At 72.2% G+C, this 25,433-nt stretch carries 18 protein-coding genes and 1 pseudogene; 12 read left to right on the forward strand and 7 right to left on the reverse strand.

What is annotated here, in order from left to right:
• Positions 1–74 precede the first annotated feature (74 nt).
• The 6 genes and pseudogenes from ACFXJ5_RS20245 to ACFXJ5_RS20270 all read left to right on the forward strand — a co-directional run.
• A complete protein-coding gene (locus ACFXJ5_RS20245) occupies positions 75–974 on the forward strand; it encodes an FAD binding domain-containing protein (protein WP_384632492.1) in 900 nt (299 codons plus the stop codon).
• The gene (locus tag ACFXJ5_RS20250; protein ID WP_384632495.1) at positions 965–1,615 is read left to right on the forward strand and encodes a (2Fe-2S)-binding protein; all 651 of its coding nucleotides are present in this window, start codon (positions 965–967) and stop codon (positions 1,613–1,615) included. Before ACFXJ5_RS20245 ends, ACFXJ5_RS20250 begins: the two co-directional genes overlap by 10 nt.
• Position 1,616: 1 nt before the next feature.
• Positions 1,617–4,001, forward strand: a complete 2,385-nt coding sequence (locus ACFXJ5_RS20255; protein ID WP_384632498.1) for a xanthine dehydrogenase family protein molybdopterin-binding subunit — start codon at positions 1,617–1,619, stop codon at positions 3,999–4,001.
• 220 nt (positions 4,002–4,221) lie between these two features.
• On the forward strand, positions 4,222–5,676 hold the full coding sequence (locus ACFXJ5_RS20260; protein ID WP_384632501.1) for an NCS2 family permease: 1,455 nt from the start codon (positions 4,222–4,224) through the stop codon (positions 5,674–5,676).
• 38 nt (positions 5,677–5,714) lie between these two features.
• Positions 5,715–6,848, forward strand: a complete 1,134-nt coding sequence (locus tag ACFXJ5_RS20265) for an XdhC family protein (RefSeq protein ID WP_384632504.1) — start codon at positions 5,715–5,717, stop codon at positions 6,846–6,848.
• Positions 6,849–6,939: 91 nt separating this feature from the next.
• Positions 6,940–7,071, forward strand: a pseudogene (locus tag ACFXJ5_RS20270) (XdhC/CoxI family protein); the annotation flags it as partial.
• Between the two features lie 4 nt (positions 7,072–7,075).
• Here ACFXJ5_RS20270 and ACFXJ5_RS20275 read toward each other — a convergent pair.
• The 3 genes from ACFXJ5_RS20275 to ACFXJ5_RS20285 form a co-directional block, all read right to left on the reverse strand.
• Positions 7,076–9,808 (reverse strand): SpoIIE family protein phosphatase, encoded by a 2,733-nt coding sequence (locus ACFXJ5_RS20275; protein ID WP_384632507.1) that lies wholly within the window; start codon positions 9,806–9,808, stop codon positions 7,076–7,078.
• 141 nt (positions 9,809–9,949) lie between these two features.
• On the reverse strand, positions 9,950–10,744 hold the full coding sequence (locus ACFXJ5_RS20280) for a S1 family peptidase (RefSeq protein ID WP_384632510.1): 795 nt from the start codon (positions 10,742–10,744) through the stop codon (positions 9,950–9,952).
• A 260-nt stretch (positions 10,745–11,004) separates the two neighbouring features.
• Positions 11,005–13,857 (reverse strand): AAA family ATPase, encoded by a 2,853-nt coding sequence (locus tag ACFXJ5_RS20285; protein WP_384632513.1) that lies wholly within the window; start codon positions 13,855–13,857, stop codon positions 11,005–11,007.
• Positions 13,858–13,936: 79 nt separating this feature from the next.
• Between ACFXJ5_RS20285 and ACFXJ5_RS20290 the strand changes: the two genes are divergently transcribed.
• From ACFXJ5_RS20290 to ACFXJ5_RS20310, 5 genes are all read left to right on the forward strand, one after another.
• Positions 13,937–14,836: a LysR family transcriptional regulator gene (locus ACFXJ5_RS20290; protein WP_384632516.1), complete on the forward strand. Its 900-nt coding sequence runs from the start codon at positions 13,937–13,939 to the stop codon at positions 14,834–14,836.
• A 115-nt stretch (positions 14,837–14,951) separates the two neighbouring features.
• Complete coding sequence (gene dmpI, locus ACFXJ5_RS20295; protein WP_384632519.1) at positions 14,952–15,134, forward strand: 4-oxalocrotonate tautomerase DmpI; 183 nt, start codon at positions 14,952–14,954, stop codon at positions 15,132–15,134.
• A 156-nt stretch (positions 15,135–15,290) separates the two neighbouring features.
• Complete coding sequence (locus ACFXJ5_RS20300; protein ID WP_384632522.1) at positions 15,291–16,253, forward strand: hypothetical protein; 963 nt, start codon at positions 15,291–15,293, stop codon at positions 16,251–16,253.
• Between the two features lie 137 nt (positions 16,254–16,390).
• Positions 16,391–18,079, forward strand: coding sequence for an AMP-binding protein (locus ACFXJ5_RS20305; RefSeq protein ID WP_384632524.1), 1,689 nt, complete (start codon positions 16,391–16,393; stop codon positions 18,077–18,079).
• Positions 18,080–18,098: 19 nt separating this feature from the next.
• Entirely contained in the window at positions 18,099–19,577 is a 1,479-nt protein-coding gene (locus ACFXJ5_RS20310; protein ID WP_384632527.1) for an FAD-dependent monooxygenase, read from the forward strand.
• Here ACFXJ5_RS20310 and ACFXJ5_RS20315 read toward each other — a convergent pair.
• A complete protein-coding gene (locus tag ACFXJ5_RS20315; RefSeq protein WP_384632530.1) occupies positions 19,523–20,335 on the reverse strand; it encodes an LppU/SCO3897 family protein in 813 nt (270 codons plus the stop codon). The genes ACFXJ5_RS20310 and ACFXJ5_RS20315 overlap by 55 nt on opposite strands.
• A 151-nt stretch (positions 20,336–20,486) precedes the next feature.
• On the opposite strand from ACFXJ5_RS20315, the gene gcl reads away from it, so the two are divergent.
• Positions 20,487–22,274, forward strand: a complete 1,788-nt coding sequence (gcl, locus tag ACFXJ5_RS20320) for a glyoxylate carboligase (protein WP_384632533.1) — start codon at positions 20,487–20,489, stop codon at positions 22,272–22,274.
• A 15-nt stretch (positions 22,275–22,289) separates the two neighbouring features.
• Here the strand turns inward: gcl and ACFXJ5_RS20325 are convergent, their stop codons facing one another.
• The 3 genes from ACFXJ5_RS20325 to ACFXJ5_RS20335 all read right to left on the reverse strand — a co-directional run bounded on the left by ACFXJ5_RS20325 (position 22,290) and on the right by ACFXJ5_RS20335 (position 25,310).
• Positions 22,290–22,835, reverse strand: a complete 546-nt coding sequence (locus ACFXJ5_RS20325; RefSeq protein WP_384632536.1) for an EF-hand domain-containing protein — start codon at positions 22,833–22,835, stop codon at positions 22,290–22,292.
• A 108-nt stretch (positions 22,836–22,943) separates the two neighbouring features.
• Positions 22,944–23,699, reverse strand: a complete 756-nt coding sequence (locus tag ACFXJ5_RS20330; protein WP_384632539.1) for a hypothetical protein — start codon at positions 23,697–23,699, stop codon at positions 22,944–22,946.
• A 153-nt stretch (positions 23,700–23,852) separates the two neighbouring features.
• Positions 23,853–25,310, reverse strand: coding sequence for a catalase (locus ACFXJ5_RS20335; protein ID WP_384632542.1), 1,458 nt, complete (start codon positions 25,308–25,310; stop codon positions 23,853–23,855).
• Between the last annotated feature and the right edge of the window lie 123 nt (positions 25,311–25,433).

Genomic DNA, 25,433 nt, shown 5'->3' on the forward strand with positions numbered 1-25,433 from the left:
GTGTACTGGCCTTGACGCGCGTGAACAGGACATGAACAAGCCCCATTCGAGACTCGAAGAAGAGAGCAGCCCCCATGGACTTCCTGCGCCCAGCCAGCTGGGAGGAGGCGCTCGCCGCGAAGGCGGAGCACCCGACAGCCGTGCCCATCGCGGGCGGCACCGACATCATGGTCGAGATCAACTTCGACCACCGCCGGCCGGACGTGCTCCTCGACCTGAATCGTATCGGCGAGCTCCAGGAGTGGGAGACCGGCGAGGAGACCGTACGGCTGGGCGCCTCGGTCCCCTACACCCGGATCATGGAGAACCTGCGCGCAGAACTGCCCGGTCTCGCCCGGGCCTCGCACACCGTCGCCTCGCCGCAGATCCGCAACCGCGGCGGCGTCGGCGGGAACCTCGGCACCGCCTCCCCGGCCGGTGACGCCCACCCCGCGCTGCTCGCGGCCGGTGCCGAGGTCGAGGCGGCGTCCGTACGCGGGACCCGCCTGATCCCGATCGATGACTTCTACACGGGCGTGAAGCGCAACGCGCTCGCCCCCGACGAGCTGATCCGGGCCGTGCACATCAAGAAGGCCGACGGCCCCCAGCAGTTCTCCAAGGTCGGCACACGCAACGCCATGGTGATCGCGGTCTGTGCGTTCGGGCTGGCGCTGCACCCCGAGACCCGGACCGTCCGCACCGGCATCGGCTCGGCCGCCCCCACCCCGGTCCGGGCCAGGCCGGCCGAGGAGTTCCTGGCCGCCGCGCTCGAAGAGGGCGGCTTCTGGGACAACGGCAAGATCATCCCGCCGGCGGTGGCCCGGCAGTTCGCGGAGCTGGTGTCCGGCTCCGCCAGCCCCATCGACGACGTGCGGGGCAGCGCCTCGTACCGCCGTCACGCGCTGGGCGTCATGGCCCGCCGCACGCTGGGCTGGACCTGGGACGAGTACCGCGGCAACGCCCGCGGCGAAGAGGGGACCATCCGATGCGCGTGACCTTCACCGTCAACGGCCGCCCGCAGGAGGCCGACGACGTCTGGGAGGGCGAGAGCCTTCTGTACGTGCTCCGCGAGCGCATGGGCCTGCCCGGCTCGAAGAACGCCTGCGAGCAGGGCGAGTGCGGCTCCTGTACGGTCCGCCTCGACGGCGTGCCGGTGTGCTCCTGCCTGGTCGCCGCCGGCCAGTGCCAGGACCGCGAGATCGTCACCGTCGAGGGCCTGGCCGAGCACGCGACGCGCCGTGCGGCGGGAAACCAGGGCTCTGGCGCATGTGGCGTAGCCGGCGACGAGGCTTCGGCCGCCGCCGGGGCCACAGCCGCCGGTGCGGCCGACGCACGCGCTGCTTCGTCCGACCCCACCGGGGTCCCTCTCAGCGAAGCGCAACGGTGGCAGGCCCGGCCGACCGACGAGTCCCTCGACCTGTCGCCGATCCAGCAGGCGTTCATCGACGCCGGCGCCGTCCAGTGCGGCTTCTGCACCCCCGGCCTGCTGGTCGCCGCCGACGAGCTGCTGGAGCGCAACGCCGAGCCCACCGACGCCGACATCCGCGAAGCCCTGTCCGGCAACCTGTGCCGCTGCACGGGCTACGAGAAGATCCTCGACGCGGTCCGCCTGGCGGCCGCCCGACAGGAGGCCTGACATGGGTGCCACCGGTATCCCCACCAAGCTCACCCAGGGCAGCCAGACCAAGGGCGGCATCGGCGAGTCCACGCTGCGCCCCGACGGCACCCTCAAGGTCACCGGCGAGTTCGCCTACGCCTCCGACCTGTGGCACGAGGACATGCTGTGGGGCCAGACCCTGCGCAGCCCGCACGCCCACGCCGAGATCGTCTCCATCGACATCTCCGAGGCGCTCGCCCAGCCCGGCGTCTACGCGGTCCTCACCTACGACGACCTGCCGACCGACGTCAAGAACTACGGCCTGGAGATCCAGGACACCCCCGTCCTCGCCCACGGCCGGGTCCGCCACCACGGCGAACCGGTGGCGCTGGTCGCCGCCGATCACCCGGAGACCGCCCGCCGCGCCGCCGCGAAGATCAAGGTCGACTACCGGCAGCTCCCCGTCGTCACCGACGAGGCCTCCGCGACCGCCCCCGGCGCCCCGCTGATCCACGAGGGCCGCGACGACCACCACATCGGCCACGTCCCGCACCCCAACATCGTCCACCGCCAGCCGATCATCCGGGGCAACGCCGACGAGGCCGCCAGGCGCGCCGACGTCATCGTCACCGGCGAGTACGAGGTCGGCATCCAGGACCAGGCCTTCCTCGGCCCCGAGTCCGGCCTCGCCGTCCCCGCCGAGGACGGCGGCGTCGACCTCTACGTCGCCACCCAGTGGCTGCACTCCGACCTGCGCCAGATCGCCCCCGTCCTCGGCCTGCCCGAGGACAAGGTCCGCATGACGCTGTCCGGCGTCGGCGGCGCCTTCGGCGGCCGCGAGGACCTGTCGATGCAGATCCACGGCTGCCTGCTGGCGCTGCGGACCGGCAAGCCGGTCAAGATGGTCTACAACCGCTTCGAGTCCTTCTTCGGGCACGTCCACCGGCACCCCGCCAAGCTCTGGTACGAGCACGGTGCCACCCGCGACGGCAAGCTCACCCACATGAAGTGCCGGATCGTCCTCGACGGCGGCGCCTACGCGTCCGCCTCCCCGGCCGTCGTCGGCAACGCGTCATCCCTGAGCGTCGGCCCGTACATCGTCGAGGACGTCGAGATCGAGGCCATCGCCCTCTACACCAACAACCCGCCCTGCGGCGCCATGCGCGGCTTCGGCGCGGTCCAGGCGTGCTTCGCCTACGAGGCCCAGATGGACAAGGTCGCCGCCCAACTGGGCATGGACCCGGTGGAGTTCCGGCAGCTCAACGCCATGACCCAGGGCACACTCCTGCCGACCGGCCAGGCCGTCGACTCCCCGGCGCCCGTCGCCGAGCTGCTGCGCCGGGTCAAGGCCATGCCGCTGCCGCCCGAGCAGCAGTGGCTGTCCGCCGGCGAAACCGCCGACGTACGCGCCCTGCCCGGCGGCCTGTCCAACACCACCCACGGCGAGGGTGTCGTGCGGGGTGTCGGCTACGCGGTCGGCATCAAGAACGTCGGCTTCTCCGAGGGCTTCGACGACTACTCGACGGCCCGGGTCCGCCTGGAGGTCATCGCCGGCGAGCCCGTCGCGACCGTCCACACCGCGATGGCCGAGGTCGGCCAGGGCGGCGTCACCGTCCACGCCCAGATCGCCCGGACCGAGCTGGGCGTCACGCAGGTCACCATCAACCCGGCCGACACGCAGGTCGGTTCGGCCGGCTCCACGTCCGCCTCCCGCCAGACGTACGTCACCGGCGGCGCCGTCAAGCACAGCTGCGAGGCCGTCCGCGAGAAGGTCCTTGAGCTGGGCCGCGCCAAGTTCGGCACGTACCACCCGGCATGGGCCACCGCCGAGCTGCTGCTGGAGGGCGGCAAGGTCGTCACCGACGGCGGCGAGGTGCTGGCCGACCTGGTGGACGTCCTCGGCGACGAGGCCGTCGACCTCGAGCTCGAATGGCGGCACCGTCCGACCGAGCCCTTCGACCTGCACACCGGACAGGGCTTCGGCCACGTCCAGTACTCCTTCGCCGCTCACCGCGCGGTCGTCGAGGTCGACACCGAGCTGGGCCTGGTCAAGGTCATCGAACTGGCCTGCGCCCAGGATGTCGGCAAGGCACTCAACCCGCTGTCGGTCGTCGGTCAGATCCAGGGCGGTACGACCCAGGGCCTCGGCCTCGCCGTCATGGAGGAGATCCTCGTCGACCCGGTGACCGCGAAGGTACGCAACCCGTCCTTCACGGACTACTTGATCCCCACCATCCTCGACACGCCGCCCATCCCGGTCGACGTCCTCGAACTCGCCGACGACCACGCCCCGTACGGGCTGCGCGGCGTCGGCGAGGCCCCCACCCTGTCCTCCACGCCCGCCGTCGTCGCCGCCATCCGCGCCGCGACGGGCCTGGCGCTCAAGCGGGTCCCGGTGCGCCCCGAGCACATCACCGGAACGTAACCGCTCAGAACTCCCGCCGGCGCGGCGGAGCCATTCCGCCGCGCCGCCGAGAAGCCCGACCGTGACGGCCGGCGGTGCCCAGCGCACCGCGACCGGGCCGTCCGCAGTCGGGCAACCGCACCACCTCCGGGCCGTCCCCCGGGTCGTGATGCCGACGCACCATCCCAAATCCCGTACAGAGAGGTACGGGTGTCCCTGTGAACCTTGGGAGTGGCACCGCATGACCCAGATATCCACTGAGCCGCACACCGTCACCGACGACGGATCCCCGGCCGGAGTCCCGGGAGCAGCCGGCTGGCTGGACCGGTACTTCCTGATCAGCGCACGCGGTTCGACGGTCGCCCGCGAGGTGCGTGGAGGTCTGACGACCTTCATGGCCATGGCGTACATCCTGCTCCTCAACCCCCTTCTGCTCTCCGGCGCCGACGTCCAGGGCAACAAGCTCAGCCAGGCGGGCCTGATCACCGCGACCGCCCTGGCGGCCGCCGTGTCGACGCTGCTCATGGGCTTCGTCGGCAAGGTCCCGCTCGCACTCGCCGCGGGGCTCAGCGTCTCCGGCGTACTGGCCACCCAGGTCGCCCCGCACATGACGTGGCCGCAGGCCATGGGGATGTGCGTGATCTACGGCACGGTGATCGTGCTGCTGGTCGTGTCGGGGCTGCGCGAAGTGATCATGAACGCGATCCCGCTGCCGCTGAAGCACGGCATCACCATCGGCATCGGTCTGTTCATCGCGCTGATCGGCCTGGTCAACGCTGGCTTCGTCGGCAAGGGCGCCTCCGCCCCGGTCACCCTCGGCTCCGGTGGGCAGCTGTCCGGCTGGCCGGTGCTGATCTTCAGCGTCACCCTGCTGCTGATCTTCATGCTGCAGGCCCGCAACACCCCCGGCGCGATCCTCATCGGCATCGTCACCGGCACCGTCATCGCGATGATCGTCAACGCGGCGGCCGGCCTGGACTCCAAGGTATGGGGCCTGACCGTTCCCGAGCTGCCCAGCAAGGTCGTCTCCGCACCCGACTTCGGGCTCTTCGGCCATGTCGAGTTCGGCGGCTGGGGCCAGGTCGGCGCGATGACGGTCGGCATGATCGTCTTCACCCTGGTCCTGGCGGGCTTCTTCGACGCCATGGCCACCATCATCGGCGTCGGTACGGAAGCGAAGCTGGCCGACGCCAGAGGCCGCATGCCAGGGCTGAGCAAGGCCCTGTTCATCGACGGCGCGGGCGGGGCGATCGGCGGCATCTCCGGGGCCTCCGGGCAGACCGTCTTCATCGAGTCGGCCACCGGCGTCGGCGAGGGCGCCCGGACCGGCCTGTCCTCGGTCGTCACGGGCCTGCTCTTCGCGGCCGGGCTGTTCTTCACCCCGCTGGCGCAGATCGTGCCGGGGCAGGTGGCGGCCGCCGCCCTGGTCGTCATCGGCGCGATGATGATGGGCAACGCCCGGCACGTGGACTGGGCCGACCGCTCCATCGCGATCCCGGTCTTCCTGACGGTCACCCTCATGCCGTTCACGTACTCCATCACCGCCGGCGTCGGCGCCGGGGTCATCGCGTACACGGCCATCAAGGCCGCCCAGGGCAAGTTCCGCGAGCCCGGACTGTTCATGTGGATCCTCACGGGCGTCTTCACGGTGTACTTCGCCCTCAACCCGATCGAGTCCTGGCTCGGCGTCAAATAGCACGTACGTCGCGCACATGCGCGTAAGGAGGCACCCAGATGCTGGACATCGCTGACGAGCTGCACCGCTGGTGCGAGCAGGGGCGGTCCTTCGCCGTCGCGACGGTCGTCGCGGTCGGCGGCAGCGCGCCCCGGCAGCCCGGCGCGGCACTCGCCGTCGACGCCGACGGGACGGCGGTCGGCAGCGTGTCCGGCGGGTGCGTGGAAGGCGCGGTCTACGACCTGTGCCAGGAAGTCCTGGAGACCGGCGAACCCGTGCTCCAGCGCTTCGGCTACTCCGACGACGACGCCTTCGCCGTGGGCCTGACCTGCGGCGGCGTCATCGACATCTTCATCCAACGGGTATCCGGCCGACCGGAGTTCACTGCGGCCTTGGCCGCCGCCGTCGCCGGGGACGCGGCAGCGGTGGCCAGGATCGTCGAGGGCCCCGCGGAACTGCTCGGGCGCGGCCTGCTCATCCGTTCCGACGGCTCGTACGAAGGCACGCTCGGCGACCCCGAGCTGGACCGTACGGCCTCCGCCGAGGCCGGCGCGCTCCTCGAAGCCGGCCGCACCGCCACCGCCCACATCGGTGCCGACGGCAGCCGCTGCGGCGAACCCCTCACGCTGCTGGTCGAGTCCATCGTGCCGCCCCCGCGCATGCTGGTCTTCGGCGCCATCGACTTCGCCGCCGCCGTCGTGCGCGTCGGCAGGTTCCTCGGCTACCGGGTCACCCTCTGCGACGCCCGCCCCGTCTTCGCCACCCCCGCCCGCTTCCCCGACGCCGACGAGGTCGTCGTCGACTGGCCGCACCGCTACCTCGAGTCCACCGCGGTGGACGGCCGCACGGTCATCTGCGTCCTCACCCACGACGCCAAGTTCGACGTCCCCCTCCTCGAGCGCGCCCTCCGCATGCCCCTCGCCTTCGTCGGCGCCATGGGCTCCCGCCGCACCCACCACGACCGCCTCCAACGCCTCCGCGACGTCGGCCTCACCGAACTCGAACTCGCCCGCCTCCGCAGCCCCATCGGCCTCGACCTCGGCGCCCGCACCCCCGAGGAAACCGCCTTGTCCATCGGCGCTGAGATCGTTGCCAACCGCCGCGGTGGCACGGGTGTCCCGCTCACGGGCGCGCATACCCCGATCCACCATGACGCGGCCCCGCCCGCGGGGCGTGTGGTGCCGGCGGCTTGACGGCGCCGGGGGTCGTGGCCCGGCGGACGGAGTCCGGCGCAGCCGCCTGAAGCCGGCGAAGCGCCCGCGAGGGCGGCGTTGGGGATAGGGGTCCGCCTTGTCCATCGGCGCCGAGATCGTCGCCAACCGCCGCGGTGGCACGGGTGTTCCGCTCACGGGCGCGCATACGCCGATCCACCATGATGGCGGTGCGCCCGCGGGGCGTGTGGTGCCGGCGGCTTGACGGGTCAGTCCGGCGGCGGGGCGCTTGGGGGGAGCTGTTGCTCGGCCCAGATGACCTTGCCGTCGTCGGTGTAGCGGGTGCCCCAGCGTTCGGCGAACTGGGCGACGAGGAAGAGGCCGCGGCCGCCTTCGTCGGTGGTGGCCGCGTAGCGGAGGTAGGGGGAGGTGCTGCTGGAGTCGGAGACCTCGCAGACGAGGGTGCGGTCGCGGAGGAGGCGGACGCGGATGGGGCCGGTGGCGTAGCGGATGGAGTTGGTGATCAGCTCGCTGAGGATGAGCTCGGTGCTGAACGTCAGCTCGTCCAGACCCCACTCCGCCAGCCGGCGTGAGACCGAGGCCCGGACACCGGCGACGGCGGCCGGGTCGTTGGGGATCTCCCATTCGGCGACGCGGTCGGCGTGGAGCCGGTGCGTACGGGCGATCAGCAGGGCGATGTCGTCGCCGGGGCGTTCCGGGAGCAGCGCGTCGAGGACGGCGGTGCAGGTGTCGTCGGGGGAGCGGCCGGGGTGGCCGGCCAGGGCGTCGTGCAGCAGACCGAGGCCGACGTCGATGTCCCGGTCGCGCGATTCGACCAGGCCGTCGGTGTAGAGGACCAGCAGCGCGCCCTCGGGGAGGGTCAGCTCCGTGGTCTCGAAGGGCAGGCCCCCCACGCCCAGCGGCGGCCCGGCGGGCACGTCCGGGTAGGTGACGCCGCCGTCGGGCGCGACCAGGGCGGGCACCGGATGCCCGGCGCGTGACAGCGTGCAGCGCCCGGACACCGGATCGTAGATCGCGTACAGGCAGGTGGCCCCGGCGACGGCGAGCGCGCCGGCCTGGGTGCCCTCCGTGCCCTCCTCGGCCTGGTCCCGGTCGAGTCGGCTGACCAACTCGTCGAGGTGCCCGAGGAGCGCGTCGGGCGGCAGGTCGAGGGTCGAGAAGTTGTGCACGGCGGTCCGCAGCCGGCCCATGGTGGCGGCGGCCAGCAGCCCGTGCCCGACGACGTCGCCGACCACCAGCGCGACCCGGGCGCCCGGCAGCGGGATCACGTCGAACCAGTCCCCGCCGACCCCGGCCTGCGCCGGCAGGTAGCGGTGCGCGACGTCGAGGGCGCTCTGCTCGGGCAGCACGCGCGGCAGCAGGCTCCGCTGCAGGGTCACGGCGAGGGCGTGCTCGCGGGTGTAGCGGCGGGCGTTGTCGATGCAGACCGCGGCCCGGGCGACCAGCTCCTCCGCCAGCGACAGATCCTCCTCCTCGAAGGGCTCGGGCTTCTCCGAGCGCCAGAAGTTCACCATGCCCAGCAGCACGCCCCGGGCCCGCAGCGGGACCGTCATCAGCGAGTGGATCCCGTAGTCGAGCACCCGCCGCATACGTTCCGGGTCCTGGGCCCGCCACTCCCAGGCCTCGCGCAGATCGCGTACGAGGACCGCCTTGCCCGTGCCGAAGCCCCGCCCCTGCGGGGTGTTCGGGGCCCAGCTGATCAGCCGGCCCGGCGGATAGAGCGGGTGGTCGTCCCGGATGCCGTGCACGGCGACCCGGCGCAGCTCCGCGCCGTCGCCCGCCCGGGGCTCCTCGCCGCGCAGCACCGTCTCCACCAGGCCGACGGTGACGAAGTCGGCCAGCCGGGGGACGGAGACCTGCGTCAGCTCCTCGGCGGTCCGTACGACGTCCAGGGTGGTGCCGATCGCCATGCTCGCGTCGTACAGCAGCCGCAGCCGGGTCTGCGCCTCCTCGGCCCGGCCGGACAGCACCCGCAGCTCCGTGGAGTCACGCAGGGTGGCGACACTGCCCGAGGGCCCGCCGTCCCGGTCGGTGGGCCGGTTGTTCACCGCGAGCAGCCGGCTGCCGACCAGCATGACCTCGTCGGTGGCCACCCGCCCCGACACCAGCAGCTCGGTGACCTGCGGATTGAGGCCCAGCTCGGTGACCGGGCGGCCCTCGGCGTCCGGGGGCAGGTCCAGCAGGCGCCGGGCCTCGTCGTTGGCGAGCAGCAGCAGGCGCTCCCCGTCGGCCTCGGACCTGCCCTTTCCGTTCCGGGTCGGGCCCCCGCCCCCGCTCTCGGCTCCGCCGACGATGAGCACGCCCTCGCGCACCGCGTGCAGCACGGCGTCGTGGTGTTCGTACATCCGGGTCATCTCCAGCGGACCCAGGCCGTGGGTCTGCCGCCGGAGTCTCCTGCTGATCAGCGCCGTCCCGCCGGTGGCCAGCGCCAGGCCGGCCGCCGCTGCGCCCAGCAGCACCGGCAGCTGGCGGTCGACGACGCCCCGGACCTTGCTGATGGTGATGCCGGCGGAGACGGCCCCGACGACCTTGCCCTTGGTGTCGAAGACCGGCACGATCGCCTGCACCAGCGGGCCGATGGTCCCGTTGATCTTCTCGGTGACGACGTGGCCGTGCAGCGCCGGCTGGATGTTGCCGACGAACTTCCTGCCGATGCGGTTCGGCTTGGGGTGGGTGTAGCGGATGGCCTTGGTGTTCGTCACCACGATGAAGTCCACGCCGGTCCGCTTTCGGGCCGCCTCGGTGCGTGGCTGCATCACCGCCGTCGGGTCGGGCGAGGCCAGTGCCTGCACGATCCCTGGCGAGCTCGCGAAAGTCTGGGCGACGGCGAGCGACCGGTTGCGGGCCTCCGTGGTGCTGTCGTGTTCCGACTGCAGCACGAGGGCCGCTACCGCGCCCACGCCGAGCAGCAACACGATCACTACCTGCAGGACGAAGACCTGACCGGCAACGCTGCGTACCCGGCCCCACAGCCGGACCATAAGCCCATGTCTACACTGCCCCGTCCCATGAGGCGACTGCTACGGGCTTCCCGGGCCGCTCGGACGTGCGCCCATGGATAGGGGGCGCCGGGAGCCGCTCGTAGCGGCTCGCAGCGCCCCCTGGCGCAACCTGACGGGTAGTCAGGAGTTGATCTGCGTCGTCACCAGCGACGAGAAGGTCGTCAGCCGGGTGTAGACGCCGGGGTAGCCGGCCTCGGCACAGCCCTCACCCCACGAGGTGATGCCTGCCAGGACGCCCCCGATGAGCAGCGGACCGCCGCTGTCGCCCTGGCAGGTGTCCACGCCGCCGGAGGTGTATCCGGCGCAGACCATGTCGGTGGCGACGAAGTCGGAACCGTAGGAGCTCTTGCAGCTGGAGTCGGACACGATCGGGACGGTCGCGGTGCGCAGCTGGTTGGACGAGCTGCCGCTCTCGGACGTGGTGCCCCAGCCGAGGATGCGGGCGGTCGTGCCGGCCGCGTAGACGCCGGTGTCCGAGGACGAGACGTACGAGGCCGTGGTGTACGACATCGCGGTGGAGAGGGTGAGCACGGCCACGTCGTCGCCGTTGGTGGCGTCGGTGTAGGCCGGGTTGATCCAGATCTTGCTGACCTTGCTGACGGTGCCGTTCGTGCCGCTGAGGTACGTACGGCCGCCGACGACGCGGACGCTGCTGGTGGTCTCGCCGACCATACAGTGGGCCGCGGTGACCACCTTCTTGGACGAGACCAGCGTCCCGCCGCAGAACTGGTTCTGCGAGGCGTCGGTGATCTGCATCATGAACGGGTACGTGGTCGTCGTCGTGGTGGAGCCGCCGACGATGTCGGCGTGTACGTCCGCCTGGGCGGCGGGGGCGCCTAAGAGTAAGGCCGCGGCGGTCGCCGCGGTCGCGAGGGCCGCGGCGACAGCCTTCCCTGCACGGGTGGAGCGGAACATGTGTACTCCTCAAAGACTGCCGGTGGGGGGAGCGCGCGGCCCTGCGGGTGTGGGGGGATGGCGGTGTGGATCACCGCGCGCACGGCACGGAGCGGACGACGCCGTTGCCGTCAACTGCCGTGTTTGAAGAGGTTGTTGCTACTGGTGCGATCCTTAAGGTAGAAGCGACCGCACCCCGGCCCCAATGAGGGAAGCCCCTCGCGGGAGGCGGGTAGGGATAACCCTTGGTTACCCCTGGTCCGCGCCTCCCTGACGTCCCGTCAGCCTGCCGCGCGGCGTCGCGCGGCCAGCCGGACGATGTCCACGCGGGAGCGGATCCCCAGCTTGCGGTAGACCCGGGTGAGCGTGGCCTCGACGGTCTTCACGCTGATGAAGAGGGTCGCCGCGATCTCGCGGTTGGTCGCCCCCTCCAGGACGAGCGCGGCGACCTGACGCTCCATCGCGGCGAGCGTGCTGAAGTCCGGGATCCCCTGGTCGTCCTGGCCCTCCGCGGCCGCCGACGCTTCCGCGGGCGCGACCGGCGCCGGGGCCCCGGCCGGGGCCGAGCCGACCAGCTGGAGCCAGGGCAGGGCCTTGGCGCGCTTGAAGATACGGGCGGCATCCTGGAGCGCCGTACGGGCGGCGGACGGATTGCGGCGCTCCCGCTCGACACGGGAGAGCGCGAGGGCCGCCCGGGCCTCCTCCAGGCCGTACCCGAGCACCCCGAGGCGCTGCCGCGCGGCGGCGAGCAGCGCGGCAGCGGCGTCCAGGTCCCCGCGGGCGGCCTTGACCAGGCCGTCGGAGCGGTCGAGGACAGCGAGGATGCTGGCCCGGCCGAGCCGGGCCGCGAACACCCGGGTGGTGTCGATGACCTCCTGGGCCTCAGCCAGCTCGCCGACGAGTACGAGGGCTTCGGCGAGGTCGGCCTGCCAGCGCCCGCGTGCCGGCTCGGTCACCCCGAGCTCGCGCTCCAGCTGCCGTACCCGGCGCAGCGCCTGTACCGCGCCGGGCGCGTCACCGGAGACCAGCCGGGCGTGTCCGAGCGCGTACAGATACCGCGACAGCGACATCGGGTCGCCGGCCTCCTCGGCCCTGCTGACCGCCTCGGCGGCCAGTGACAGGGCCTTTTCGGTGGACCCGCCGGCCGCCTCGGCCAGCGAGGCGATCTGCAGCGCCCAGCCCTCGCCGACGCCCGAGTCCTGGCCCAGCCGCAGACTCTCGTGGGCCAGTTCGAGGGCAGCGCCGCAGCGGCCGGCCCGCAGCTCGGTCTCGGCGAGATTGCGCCGGAACAGCAGCTCGCTCTCCACCGCGCCGCGCCGGGCGGCCTCGCTGACCAGCGGCGCGATGGTGGCGCGGGCGGCGTCCAGCTCGTCGATCATCATCAGGTACCGGAAGCGGGTGTAGCCGGGCCCGTTGTGGCTGCACGCCACATCGGGAAGCTGCGGCTCGCGCAGCGCCCGCTCCAGGGTCTCCGGCGCGCGCGGGTCGCCGATCAGCGACTCCTGCAACGCCTGGAAGGACAGCGCGAGCAGCTCCGTACGCCGGTCGCCCGCCTGCGCGGCCAGTTCGGCGGCGCGCCCTGCCTCCGCGGCCCCTTCCCGGATCGAGCCGTCCACCACGACATGCCGCCACGCCATCTGGTAGCGGACCAGCCCCAGCAGCCGGGGGTCGTCGCCCGCGTCGGCCAGGGCCTGCGGATAGACGTCGTCCACCTCGCCCAGGGCGTGGCCGACCGAGTCGATCACCGCGATCCAGGCCCGCACCCGGTCGGCGGGGTCGGTGGCGACGGCCAGCACATCGCGGGCCGTGCTCCGGCCGAGCTCGGTCTCGCCGGCCAGCAGGGCGTCCTCGGCCGCGTCGAGCCGCCGCTGGATGATGACCGCGCCCTTGTCGTCCGGGGTGTGCCGGGCGGCGAGCAGCCCGAGCTGCGCCGCCACCGCCGGGGCGCCCCGGCCCCGGGCCACGGTGGCGGCCTCGGCCAGGCCCTGCGCGACCCGCTCGTTCTTGCCCGGCGAGGCGAGCGCGAGGTGGCGGGCCCGCTCGATCACGTCCGACGCCGCCGCGCCCAGCGCCGCGTGTGCCGTGCGCCGGTCCTCCGGGAGCGCCTCCGCGTACAGCGCCGCCGATATCAAGGGGTGGGCGAACCGTACGACCCCGTCCTGGTCGGTCTCGACCAGCCCGAGGGCGGACGCCACCGAGATCTCGGCCTCGGCATTGGCCCGGCCCGCACTGCGCAGCAGGGACAGGGTGGGGCGCGCGCCCGCGCTGGTGATGAGCAGGGTGCGGCGGGTCTCGGCCGAGAGCATGCCGAGCCGGTTGAGCACCAGCGTACGGAGCGAGGTGGGCACCGGCAGCGGCTCGCCCGGCCGGGGCGGGGTCTTGCTCTCGGCGAGCGCCCGGCCCAGCTCCAGGGCGAAGAGCGGATTGCCGCCGCTGGTGCGGTGGATGTCCCGCAGCACCGCCCGGGGCAGGTGGCCCTGCCCCCGGTCGGCCAGCAGCTCGGACACCTGCGCCCGCGACAGCGCCGGGATGCGCAGCGTCAGCGCCTGTGAGGGGAAGGCCCGCACATAGCGGTCATGGTGGTCCTGCGGATCCCCGTCGGTCCGTACGGCGCCGATCATCCGCACCGGCAGCCCGCTCACCCGGCGTGCCGCGAACGCCAGCAGCTCCGCGCTCGCCGGGTCCATCCACTGCAGGTCGTCGGCCACGATCAGCACCGGGCCCCGGGCGGCCAGCGCGCGCAGCACCGACAGCACCGCCAGCCGCAGCGCGAGGCCGTCACGCTGCTCGGAGGACTCGCTACGGCCGGTGAGCGCCGACTCGAGCGCCGCGCGCTGCGGGGCGGGCAGCGCGTCGGACACCTGCTCCGCCACCAGACCCAGCAGATCGACGAGGGCGAGGAACGGCAGATGCGATTCCGACTCCGTCGCCGAACACCTCAGAACCGTGGTTCCTTCCCCGGCGTATTCCGCGCCGAGCGTACGCACGATGACGGACTTGCCGATCCCGGCGGGTCCGTACAGCAGGACGCTGCCCCCCTGGCTCAGTTGTCCGCGCGCACGCGAAAGCACGTCGCTACGCCCGATCACCTGGTCAGGACGGGTTCTGGCCGGCACGCCGAAGCCTTGCTCCACGGGTAGCCGCTCCCTCCGGTGTCGTGTTCGGACAATGGTATGCAAAGGATCTCGTGGTGCGGACGACTACGGTGAGCCTGTGGAATTGCGGCAGCTCCGGTATTTCGTCGCGGTCGCGGAGGAATTGCACTTCGGACGGGCGGCCGAAAGCATGCATATCGTGCAATCGGCGGTAAGTCAGCAGATCCGCCGTCTTGAGCGGGAGTTGGGGGTGGATCTCTTCGACCGCTCCCCGCGTCGGGTACGGCTCACGGCGGCCGGAGAGTGCTTTCTGCCGGAGGCCCGTACGGTCCTCGAAGCGGAGCGGCGGGCGCGGGAGGCAGTGGCGGCTTTCACATCGGAGCGCGCGGCCGTGCTGCGGCTGGGCACCAGTACCGGGCTCGGCGAGCACCTGGACCGGGTGCTGGACGCCTTCGCGGAGCTGGCCCCCGGCGCGGGGGTGGAGCTGGTCTCGGCGCCGGTGGGGGAGCGGCTCGGGCAGGTCGCCGACGGGCGGCTCGACGCGGCCTTCGTGCGGGGCGGCGGAGACGGTCCCGTACCCGGTATACGGATCCTGCCGTTGTGGCCGGACCCGCTGGTGGCCGCGGTCCCGGCCCGCCATCCGCTGGCCGGCGCCTCCGGGGTCGCGCTCACCGACCTCGCCCCGCTGGCCTTGCGGCTCACCCCGCGCCGTAACAATCCCGCGCTGGTCGACCTGGTCCTGACGGCGTGTGCCGCCGCCGGGTTCGAGCCGGTGCCGGGCCCGCGCTCCGGGTCGCTTCACGACACCCTGGCGGCGATCGGCGCCGGCGCCGACTCGTGGACCGTCGTCTACGCCTCCCACGCCCACCTCCTGCGCACCCCGCGGGTGGCCTTCCTCCCCTTCCGCGGGCCCGGTCTCGCGCTCACCACGGGCCTGGCGGTACGTGACGGGGACCCGCCCGCACTGCTGGAGCCGCTGCTCACGGCGTGCACCGCCGGCCGCGATCTCGATTCGTGATCGCTGTCTGCGCGATCCGCTTCTTGGTCGGGGCGGCTCACTCCGCTGGACTGGGGGCATGCCGGTGAGCGGCCCGGAAGCGCCGGGAAGCCGCCGCTGACAAGGGAGTTGTGGCATGCCCATCGTCACCGTTCAGCAGGGTCCCCGTACCGCCGAGCTCAAGCGGGACCTCGTACAGCGCATCACCGACGCCTTCGTGGACGCGTACAAGGTCCCGGCCGAGTCCGTCCAGGTCTGGATCCATGAGGTCCCCGCCGACAGCTGGGGCAGCGCGGGGAAGCTCACCGCCGACAAGTAGCCGCCACCCGCCCGACGGGCGTGTGGGCGTTGATCCGATCGAATGAATCATCGCCCGCACGCCGTGTCGTACCCACCCTTCTGGGCTGTATCTGTCAGATCGTCGCCATATATGACGGTATGACAAGTCCGTCCTGGCCCACGAAGGAGTACTCAAGTGAACGCACGCTCGGGGACAATCGCCCTCGCTGCCCTGGCCTTCGGAGGTGTCGCGCTGGTCACCGCCGCGCCCGCTTTCGCCGCACCCGGCGACAACGGCGTCGTGGACATCCGCGAGGTCGGCAGCACCACCGCGACCACGCCCGCGACCGCGCCTGCCGCATCGCCCGCGGCCCCTGCGGCTCCTGCCGCCCCGGCGGCCCCTGCGGCCACGCCTGCCGCCCCCGCCGCGCCCGCGCGGGGTGGTGAGACCAGCGTCTGCAACTTCTACCTCGACGCCAGCGGTTTCGAGACCGTGAACCAGGCCAACTGGCAGATCACCCCGGACCCGGCCCAGGCCGAGGGCCCGACCCGTTCCGGGACCATTTCGCTGACCGCCGGTGCCGGTGTGACGGCCGCAGTGGCGCCGAAGCTGCCGGACGGCACCTACAAGCTGACCTGGAGCTTCCAGGGCCAGGAGCAGGCCGGCAAGGAGAAGACCTTCCGGGTCGCCTGCCCCGCGACCGCCGACGACCAGGCCGGCGCGGTCCAGGCGGCGGCCAACGACCAGGCCCAGCCCGACGGCACCGGCACGAACGCCAACTGGAGCGGCGACGGCAGCGACGGCGGCGGCCGCGGTGACGGTGGCCGTGGCGACAACGGCGGCCGTGGCGACAACGGCCGTGGCGACAACGGCGGCCGCGACGACTGGGGCAGCGACAACGGGGGCCGCAACGACTGGGGCAACAACGACAACTGGGGCAGTGACAACTGGGGTGACAACAACGGTTACGGCGGCCACGGCCACCACCAGCACCACTTCTGGCCGCAGAGCGGTCCGCACACCGGCCTGGGCGGTTCCGCAGCCGCCGCCGGCACCGGTGAGATCGCCGCGGGCGCAACGCTCGCGGCCGGTGCCGCCGCCGGCGGTGGCCTGATGGTGATCCGCGCGGCGCGCCGTCGCCGCAACCGTATGGCCTGATCCGAGGCCCGGCCCCCCCGCGGGCTGCCGCCGCTCCTCCTCCGGCGTCGGCGGCCTGCAGGGGGGTAGTGGGCCTCCGGCCCGGGGCGAGAGGATAGCCGCGAGTGGTCCGGTGACGACGAGGAGGACGACGACACATGGCGGCAACCAGCGCGACCGAGGAGTTCCGGTCGGCCCGTGACTTCCTGCTGCGGCATCGCGAGGACTACGCCACGGCGTACGCGGGCTTCCACTGGCCCCGGCCCGCCCACTTCAACTGGGCGCTCGACTGGTTCGACGTGATCGCCGAGGCCAATGACCGGCCCGCCCTGTGGATCGTCGAGGAGGACGGCACCGAGACCCGGCAGTCCTTCGCCGAGCTGTCCGCCCGCTCCAACCGCGTCGCCAACTGGCTGCGCGCCCAGGGCGTCCGCCCAGGCGACCGGATCGTCGTCATGCTCGGCAACCAGGCCGAGCTGTGGGAGACCGCGCTGGCCGCGATGAAGCTGCGTGCCGTGGTCATCCCCGCCACGCCCCTGCTCGGCCCGGCCGACCTCGCCGACCGCATCGAGCGCGGCGGGGCGCGGCAGGTGATCGTACGGTCGGGGGACACCGCCAAGTTCGACGCCGTACCGGGCGACTACACCCGCATCGCGGTCGGCGGGGCTCCCGGGGGCTGGCTGCGGTACGAGGACGCCTACGGCAGCCCGGAGGCGTACGAGCCCGACGGGCCGACCCCGGCGGACGAGCCGCTGATGCTGTACTTCACCTCGGGCACCACGGCCAAGCCGAAGCTGGTGCAGCACACCCATGTCTCGTACCCCGTCGGCCACTTGGCGACGATGTACTGGATCGGGCTGCGCCCCGGCGACGTCCACCTCAACATCTCCTCGCCCGGCTGGGCCAAGCACGCCTGGAGCAATCTCTTCGCGCCGTGGAACGCCGAGGCGACGGTCTTCATCCACAACTACACCCGCTTCGACGCGGGCCGCCTCATGGCTGAGATGGACCGCGCCGGCGTCACCAGCTTCTGCGCCCCGCCCACCGTCTGGCGGATGCTCATCCAGGCCGACCTGAGCGCGCTGCGCACCCCGCCGCGCGAGGCCGTGGCGGCCGGCGAGCCGCTCAACCCCGAGGTCATCGAGCACGTCCGCCGGTCGTGGGGCCTGACCATCCGCGACGGCTTCGGCCAGACCGAGACCGCCGTCCAGGTCGCCAACAGCCCCGGCCAGCCCCTCAAGACCGGCTCCATGGGCCGCCCGACCCCCGGCTTCACCGTCGCGCTGCTCGACCCCCTCACCGGCGAGCCCGCCGACGAGGGCGAGATCAGCGTCAGCCTCGCCGGTCCCGCCGGCCGCCCGGTCGGCGTCATGACCGGCTACGCCGGCGACCCGGACCGTACCGCCGAGGCCATGGCCGGCGGCTATTACCGCACCGGCGACATCGGCTCGCGCGACGCCGACGGCTACATCACGTACGTGGGCCGGAGCGATGACGTGTTCAAGGCCAGCGACTACAAGATCTCGCCCTTCGAGCTGGAGAGCGCCCTCCTCGAACACGAGGCCGTCGCCGAAGCCGCCGTCGTCCCCGCCCCCGATCCGCTGCGCCTCGCCGTCCCCAAGGCCTATGTCGTCCTCGCCGAGGGCTGGAAGCCCGACGCGGACACCGCCCGCGCCCTCTTCGCCCACTCGCGCGCCGTCCTCGCCCCCTACAAGCGGCTGCGCCGCCTGGAGTTCGCCGAGCTGCCGAAGACCGTCTCCGGCAAGATCCGCCGCGTCGAACTGCGCGAGCGCACAGCGGCCGGCGACGTCACGGTGGAGTACCGAGAAGAGGACTTCCCGCAGTAGCGCGGGGCAGGCGTCACTTATGACGAACGCAGACGTACTTGTCGTCGGCGGCGGCCCGACCGGGCTGCTGCTGGCGGGCGATCTCGCCACGGCGGGGATACGTACGACGCTGGTCGAGCGGCGCGCCGAGGAGTCGAACCTGACCCGGGCCTTCGCCGTGCATGCCAGGACCCTGGAGCAGCTGGACGCCAGGGGCGTGGCGGACGCGCTGGTCAGCACCGGGACGGCGCTCGGCGGCCTGCGGCTCTTCGGGGAGCTGGGGGTCGATCTGTCCCGGCTGCGGACCCGCTTTCCGTATGTGCTGATCACCCCTCAGTACGAGACCGAGCGGCTCCTGGAGGACCGGGCGAAGGCGGCCGGCGCCGACCTGATGCGCGGGACCGAGGTGCGGGGACTGCGGCAGGACGCGGACGGCGTGGAGGTGGACACCGCCGACGGGCGGGTGCTCCGGGCGCGCTACGCGGTCGGGTGCGACGGGGTGCGCAGCACCGTACGGGAGTCGCTGGGCGCGGACTTCCCCGGTGAGTCGGTGGCGCGGTCGGTGATGCTGGCCGACGTACGGCTGGGTGACGCCCCGGCGGATGTGCTGACGGTGGGGGCGGGCCGGGAGGGGTTCGCCTTCCTGGCGCCGTTCGGGGACGGCTGGTACCGGGTGATCGCCTGGAACCCCGACCGGCAGCTGCCCGATGACGCGCCCGTCGACTTCGAGGAGCTGCGCGCGGTGGTCCGGCTGGTCCTCGGCACCGACCACGGGATGCACGACCCGCGCTGGATGTCCCGCTTCCACAGCGACGAACGCCAGGTCGCGGACTACCGCTGCGGCCGGGTGCTGCTGGCCGGCGACGCCGCGCACGTCCACTCCCCGGCCGGCGGCCAGGGCATGAACACCGGGCTGCAGGACGCCGCCAACCTCAGCTGGAAGCTCGCCGCCGTCATCGAGGGCCGGGCCGACGACGCGCTGCTCGACACGTACCAGGCCGAGCGCCACCCGGTGGGCCGCATGGTGCTGCGCATGTCCGGCACCCTGACCCGGGCCGCGCTCGGCCAGTCGGCGCGCGCCCGCCTCTCGCGCCGGGTCCTGCCCGCCGTCGCCGGCCGGGTCCGGCCCCTGACGACGCGCGGCGCCCGCATGATCTCCGGCATCGGCATCCGCTACCCCTCGCCGCGCGGCTCGCACCCCCTCACCGGCCGCCGCCTGCCCGACCTGCGGCTCGACTGCGGCCGCCTGTACGAGGCGCTGCGCGGCGGCCGGTTCGTGCTGGTCGCCGACGACGCCCGGGCCCGCCGGGTCGCCGAGGACTGGGCGGGCCAGGTCCGCGCCACGGCGCCGGCCGGCCACCTGCGCACCGCCATCCTCGTCCGCCCCGACGGCTACGCCGCCTGGGCCGAGCATGCACCGGAGCCGGCCGCGGTCCGGGCCGCGCTGCGCGAGTGGTGCGGCTCTCAGCTCTTCGAGGCCAGGCAGAGCACGTACTTCGAGGAGCCGTACTCCTCGTAGTACGAGACCGTGGTGCTCGCGAAGGCCTTGCAGCCGGAGTCGTCCGTGGTGTCGTCGAGCTTGCCGACGATCTCGTAGTCGGCGTCGGACGAGGCGCAGTCGGTGACCGTCATGTTCGGGCTGCTGTAACTGCCGGAGTTGTGCACACACTCGCCGACGGCGGCGTACTGCGGGTCGCTCTGCGCGCCGACCACGATCATCGTGACGAAGAGCGCGAAGGCGACGACGGGGACCAGCAGTACCAGCGCGGCAGGGCGGCGGAAGATCGGCTTGCCCGGGTCCATGGGCCTGCCGGGGCCGCCCGGGATCGGCTCGGGGAGGCGGTTGATCTTCGATCGCTGCCCGAGGTTGATGAGCATCGTGATCGGGTTGATGATCATCGACCCGATGCCCCACCAGCCCTGCCACATGCTCTTCGCGGTCATGTCGCGGTGCGCGGCTGTGCCGCAGCGGCGGCAGAACGGGCCGCGGAGCTTCAGGAAGCGCATCACGACGATGAAGCCCTGGTGGCCCCGGATCGTCGCCTCCACCGCCGGCACGGAGCCGCAGAAGCGGCAGCTGGGGCCGTACCCCATGGGCGGCGCCGGCTGCGGGGCCGGCGGTGCGTACGGCTGCTGCCCGTTCTGCTGCGGCGCGTACTGCTGCTGGGCGTACGCGGGCGCGCCCGCGTACGCAGGGGCGGGGGGCGCGTACTGCGGCGGCACGGGCTGCGCGTACGGGTTCTGTGGGACGGGTGGCTGAACGGGCGGTGTGGTCACGGAAGTTCCCCGTTGTCGATGTGATCTTCGGCTGATCCGAAGCACGCACCGTAGCGCCTTCCTTCTTGACGCTGCGCACGGGGCGGCCTATGTTCAGTACAGTTCCACATAACAGAAGTATGTTTCCGCATTACGGAAAGCTGGTGACCGAATGCCTCGTATGACCGCCGCCCGCGCGGCCGTGGAGATCCTGAAGCGCGAGGGCGTTGACACCGCGTTCGGGGTGCCCGGCGCCGCGATCAACCCCTTCTACGCCGCGCTCAAGGCGAGCGGCGGGATCGACCACACGCTGGCCCGGCATGTCGAGGGCGCCTCGCACATGGCCGAGGGGTACACGCGCACCAAGGCCGGCAACATCGGCGTGTGCATCGGCACGTCCGGCCCGGCCGGCACCGACATGATCACCGGCCTGTACTCGGCCATCGCCGACTCGATCCCGATCCTGTGCATCACCGGGCAGGCGCCCGTGGCCCGCCTCCACAAGGAGGACTTCCAGGCCGTCGACATCTCCTCGATCGCCCAGACGGTCACCAAGGCGGCGACCACCGTCCTGGAGGCCGCCCAGGTGCCGGGCGTCTTCCAGCAGGCCTTCCACCTGATGCGCTCCGGACGGCCCGGCCCGGTCCTGATCGACCTGCCGATCGACGTCCAGCTGACCGAGATCGACTTCGACCCGGAGACGTACCAGCCGCTGCCGGTCTACAAGCCCGCCGCGAGCCGCGCCCAGATCGAGAAGGCGCTCACGATGCTGGGCGCGTCGGAGCGCCCGCTGATCGTCGCCGGCGGCGGCATCATCAACGCCGACGCCTGTGAGCTGCTGGTCGAGTTCGCCGAGCTGACCGGCATCCCGGTCGTGCCGACCCTCATGGGCTGGGGCATCCTCCCCGACGACCACGCCCTCAACGCCGGCATGGTCGGCCTGCAGACCTCGCACCGCTACGGCAACGCCACCCTGCTCGCCTCGGACTTCGTCCTGGGCATCGGCAACCGCTGGGCCAACCGCCACACCGGCAACCTCGGCGTCTACACCGAGGGCCGCACCTTCGTGCACGTCGACATCGAGCCCACCCAGATCGGCCGGGTCTTCGCACCCGACTACGGCATCGCCTCCGACGCCAAGGCCGCCCTGGAGCTCTTCGTCACCGTCGCCCGCGAGCTCAGGGCCGCCGGCCGCCTCCCGGACCGCTCGGAGTGGGCCGCCTCCACCCAGGAGCGCAAGGCGACCCTCCAGCGCCGCACGCACTTCGACAACGTGCCGCTCAAGCCGCAGCGTGTGTACGAGGAGATGAACCGCGCCTTCGGCCCCGAGACCCGGTACGTCACCACCATCGGGCTCTCCCAGATCGCCGGCGCCCAGATGCTGCACGTCTACCGGCCCCGGCACTGGATCAACTGCGGGCAGGCCGGTCCGCTCGGCTGGACCGTCCCGGCGGCGCTCGGGGTGGCCACCGCCGATCCCGAGGCCAGCGTGGTGGCGCTGTCCGGCGACTACGACTTCCAGTTCATGATCGAGGAACTGGCGGTCGGCGCGCAGCACCGGATCCCGTACGTTCACGTCCTGGTGAACAACTCCTACCTGGGCCTGATCCGCCAGGCCCAGATCGGCCTGGACATCAACTTCCAGGTCAACCTGGAGTTCGAGAACATCAACTCACCCGAGCTGGGCGTCTACGGCGTCGACCACGTCAAGGTCGCCGAGGGCCTGGGCTGCAAGGCGATCCGGGTCACCGAGCCGGACCAGCTGCTGCCGGCCTTCGAGGAGGCCAAGAAGCTCGCCGCCGAGTACCGCGTGCCGGTGGTCGTCGAGGCCATCCTGGAGCGGATCACCAACATCTCGATGAGCCCCAGCGGTGACATCGACAAGGTGGTCGAGTTCGAGGAGGTCGCGACCGAGCCGGGCCACGCCCCGACCTCGATCCTGCCGCTGGCCACCGCCTAACAGGCCGGCAGGGCCTCAGAAGGGCCCGAACAGCCAGTTGCCGGGGGCTTCCGGATCCGTGCCGATGTAGTAGGCGCGGATGGCGGCCACCAGCTCCTCCGTACTGAGGGTTCCGTCGCCGTCCGTATCCATCCGCTCGAACGCGGCTGCGATATCGGACGGCGGCGTGTTGAAGGCGCGCTGCAGGACCTCGAACTCCTCCCGCCGCACCTGGCCGTCGCCGTCGGTGTCGCACAGCTCGGCGACGGCCTCGGCGGCCGGATGGAAGACCGGGTCGAAGCCGGGGCCCTCGATGAAGGCCTTGGTCATGCCGTGCTCGTACTCCGCGGAGGAGATCCGGCCGTCGCGGTCGGTGTCGGCGTACGCCGCCAGCTCCGCCCAGACCGCCTCCAGCCGGGCCGCGACCGCCCTGCCCTTGGGGGAGGTCGGGGACTGCCCGAAACCGTGAATCAGCCGCGCGCCGACGTCCTGGAAGTCGGCGCGCTCGGCATATCCGTTGTCGTCCGTGTCCAGGCGGCGGAAGGATGTGGCGAGCTTGCGCTTCAGAAGGGCCGTAGACATCGCTGCGTCCTGACGTAGTCGTAGTCCAGACGTATGGGGAAAGGGAACCTCTCGATCCTCTCCCGGTGCCGTCGGACGCGCGACCCGAGTGAACACGAAGCGTGACGCCTACGGGCGCGCCCGGGGGTCGGCCCTGATCAGCGAGTCCGCGGCGTCGTTGACCGGCTGCGGGGTGCCCGTCAGATCCATGACGAACAGCGGTACACCCAGTTGGTCGGCGCGCATCCGGGCGTCGTGGGCATAGCCCGCCAGGGAGAAGAAGGCGCCGGCCGAGTCCTCGTTCAGGCAGTTCAGCCAGAGGCACTCGATGTCGCGCATCCCGGTCGGCCGGGTGGTCGGGTCGATCTGGGCGACCACGCCCTCCCCGCGCAGGTCCACGCCGTTGGCGACGCGGTCGGAGGCGATCCGTACGCCGGTGTAGCCGAGCCACTTCAGATACTGCGCGGCGGCGGTGAGCGCGTCCCGCGCCGTACGGATCGTCACCGGGTTGAAAGGGGGCCGCGCATGGGCCGGGCCGGCCTCGGCCTCGGGGCCGGGGGCTGCCGGGTCGGCGGAAGACGCCACCGGGAACGGGGCCGGCGTACGGGCGGGCCCCTTGAGGGCCACGGTGTCCACGGGCAGCCGGATCACCGCGCCGCACTCGCAGCCGAACTCGGGCTGCGGCCACTGGTCGTTGCGCCCGCAGTCCGGGCAGCGCATCCCCACCCAGGAGTCGTCCCAGGAGCGGTGCCGCACCTGGACCGGGACGCCGCCGCGCAGCAGCGGCAGGGACAGCGGCGTACCGCAGGCGCAGGGGAAGACGGGGGACGAGTACGCGTGCGGCCGGCGGCAGGCCGGGCAGCGCACGGGCACGCTCTCTGCCATGGTTGGCTCTCCGGGTCACCGGTCGGATGTTGTGCGGCACCATGCTCTCGCATACGGGGCCCGATGCACACAGAAAGACGCCCGCGGCGTGACGGCCTACCCCTCAGAAGTCCGTCACGCCGCAGGCGAGTTCACCGGTGATCCGCCGGCGGATCAGTCCTCGCGCAGGGCGCGGACCGCCTCCTCGACGCGCTTGCCGTAGCCGGCGTCGGCGGCGTGGAAGTGGGCGAGGTTCTTCTCGACCACGTCGTCCCGGGTGACCTGGGAGAGGCTGCCCGCGATGTTGGCGACCAGCCGGGCCTGCTCCTCCTCCGACATCAGCCGGTACAGCTCGCCGGCCTGGAAGAAGTGGTCGTCCTTGGCGTGCTCGGGCGCGGCGTGTGTGCCCGTCCAGCCGCTCACCGCGAGCGGGGCGGACAGCGGCGCGTCGGTCTGCGCCGGGCCGTCGTAGGAGTTCGGCTCGTAGTTCTTGGCGTAACGGCCGCCCCGGTTCGTCGCGTGCAGGCCGTCCCGGCCGTAGTTGTGCGCGTCGGTGGCCTTCGGCGCGTTGACCGCGAGCTGGGTGTGGTTGACGCCCAGGCGGTAGCGGTGCGCGTCGGCGTACGCGAAGAGCCGGCCCTGCAGCATCTTGTCCGGGGACGGGCCGATGCCGGGCACGAAGTTGTTCGGCGAGAAGGCGGCCTGCTCGACCTCGGCGAAGACGTTGTCCGGGTTGCGGTCCAGGACGAGCCGGCCCACGCGTTGCAGCGGGTAGTCGGCGTGCGGCCACACCTTGGTGAGGTCGAAGGGGTTGAAGCGGTAGTCCACCGCCTCGGCCGCGGGCATGATCTGCACGTACAGCGTCCAGGACGGGTGCACGCCGCGCTCGATGGCCTGCAGCAGGTCCGTCTGGTGCGAGTTGGCGTCCTTGCCCGCGGTCTCGGCCGCCTGCTCGCTCGACAGCGAGCGGATGCCCTGGTTCGTCTTGAAGTGGTACTTGACGAAGAAGGCCTCGCCCTCGGCGTTGGTCCACTGGTAGGTGTGCGAGCCGTAGCCGTTCATGTGGCGGTACGACGCCGGTATGCCGCGGTCACCGAACAGCCAGGTCACCTGGTGCGTCGCCTCGGGGGCGTGGGCCCAGAAGTCCCAGACGTTGTCCGGCTCCTGCCTGCCCGTGAAGGGGTCGCGCTTCTGGGAGTGGATGAAGTCGGGGAACTTCACCGGGTCCTTGATGAAGAACACCGGGGTGTTGTTGCCGACGAGGTCGTAGTTCCCCTCCTCGGTGTAGAACTTCAGCGCGAAGCCGCGCGGGTCCCGGACCGCGTCCGCGCCGCCCAGGCTGTCCGCGACGGTCGAGAAGCGCAGAAAGACGTCGGTGCGCCTGCCGACCGTGCCCAGGAAGGCGGCCCGCGTGAAGCCCGTGACGTCGTCCGTCACCTCGAAGTGCCCGTACGCGCCCGAGCCGCGGGCGTGCACCACGCGCTCCGGGATCCGCTCCCGGTTGAACCGGGCGAGCTTCTCCAGCAGGTGCTGGTCCTGAAGCAGGAGCGGGCCGCCGATGCCTGCGGTGGCGGAGTTCTGGTTGTCGGCGACGGGTGCGCCCGACTCGGTCGTCAGCGTGGGCTTCGACATGGGTGACGAGGGAGACCTTCCGTGCGGCTCTGATGTTCAACGCCGCCCTCGCGGGCGGGTGGTGGTATCCCGGGCGGCGGCGCCCATTGGCGCGACAGGACAGGTCAGGGCGCCGCCGCCCGG

This window comes from Streptomyces sp. NPDC059373 (assembly GCF_042751495.1).
Taxonomy (GTDB): domain Bacteria; phylum Actinomycetota; class Actinomycetes; order Streptomycetales; family Streptomycetaceae; genus Actinacidiphila.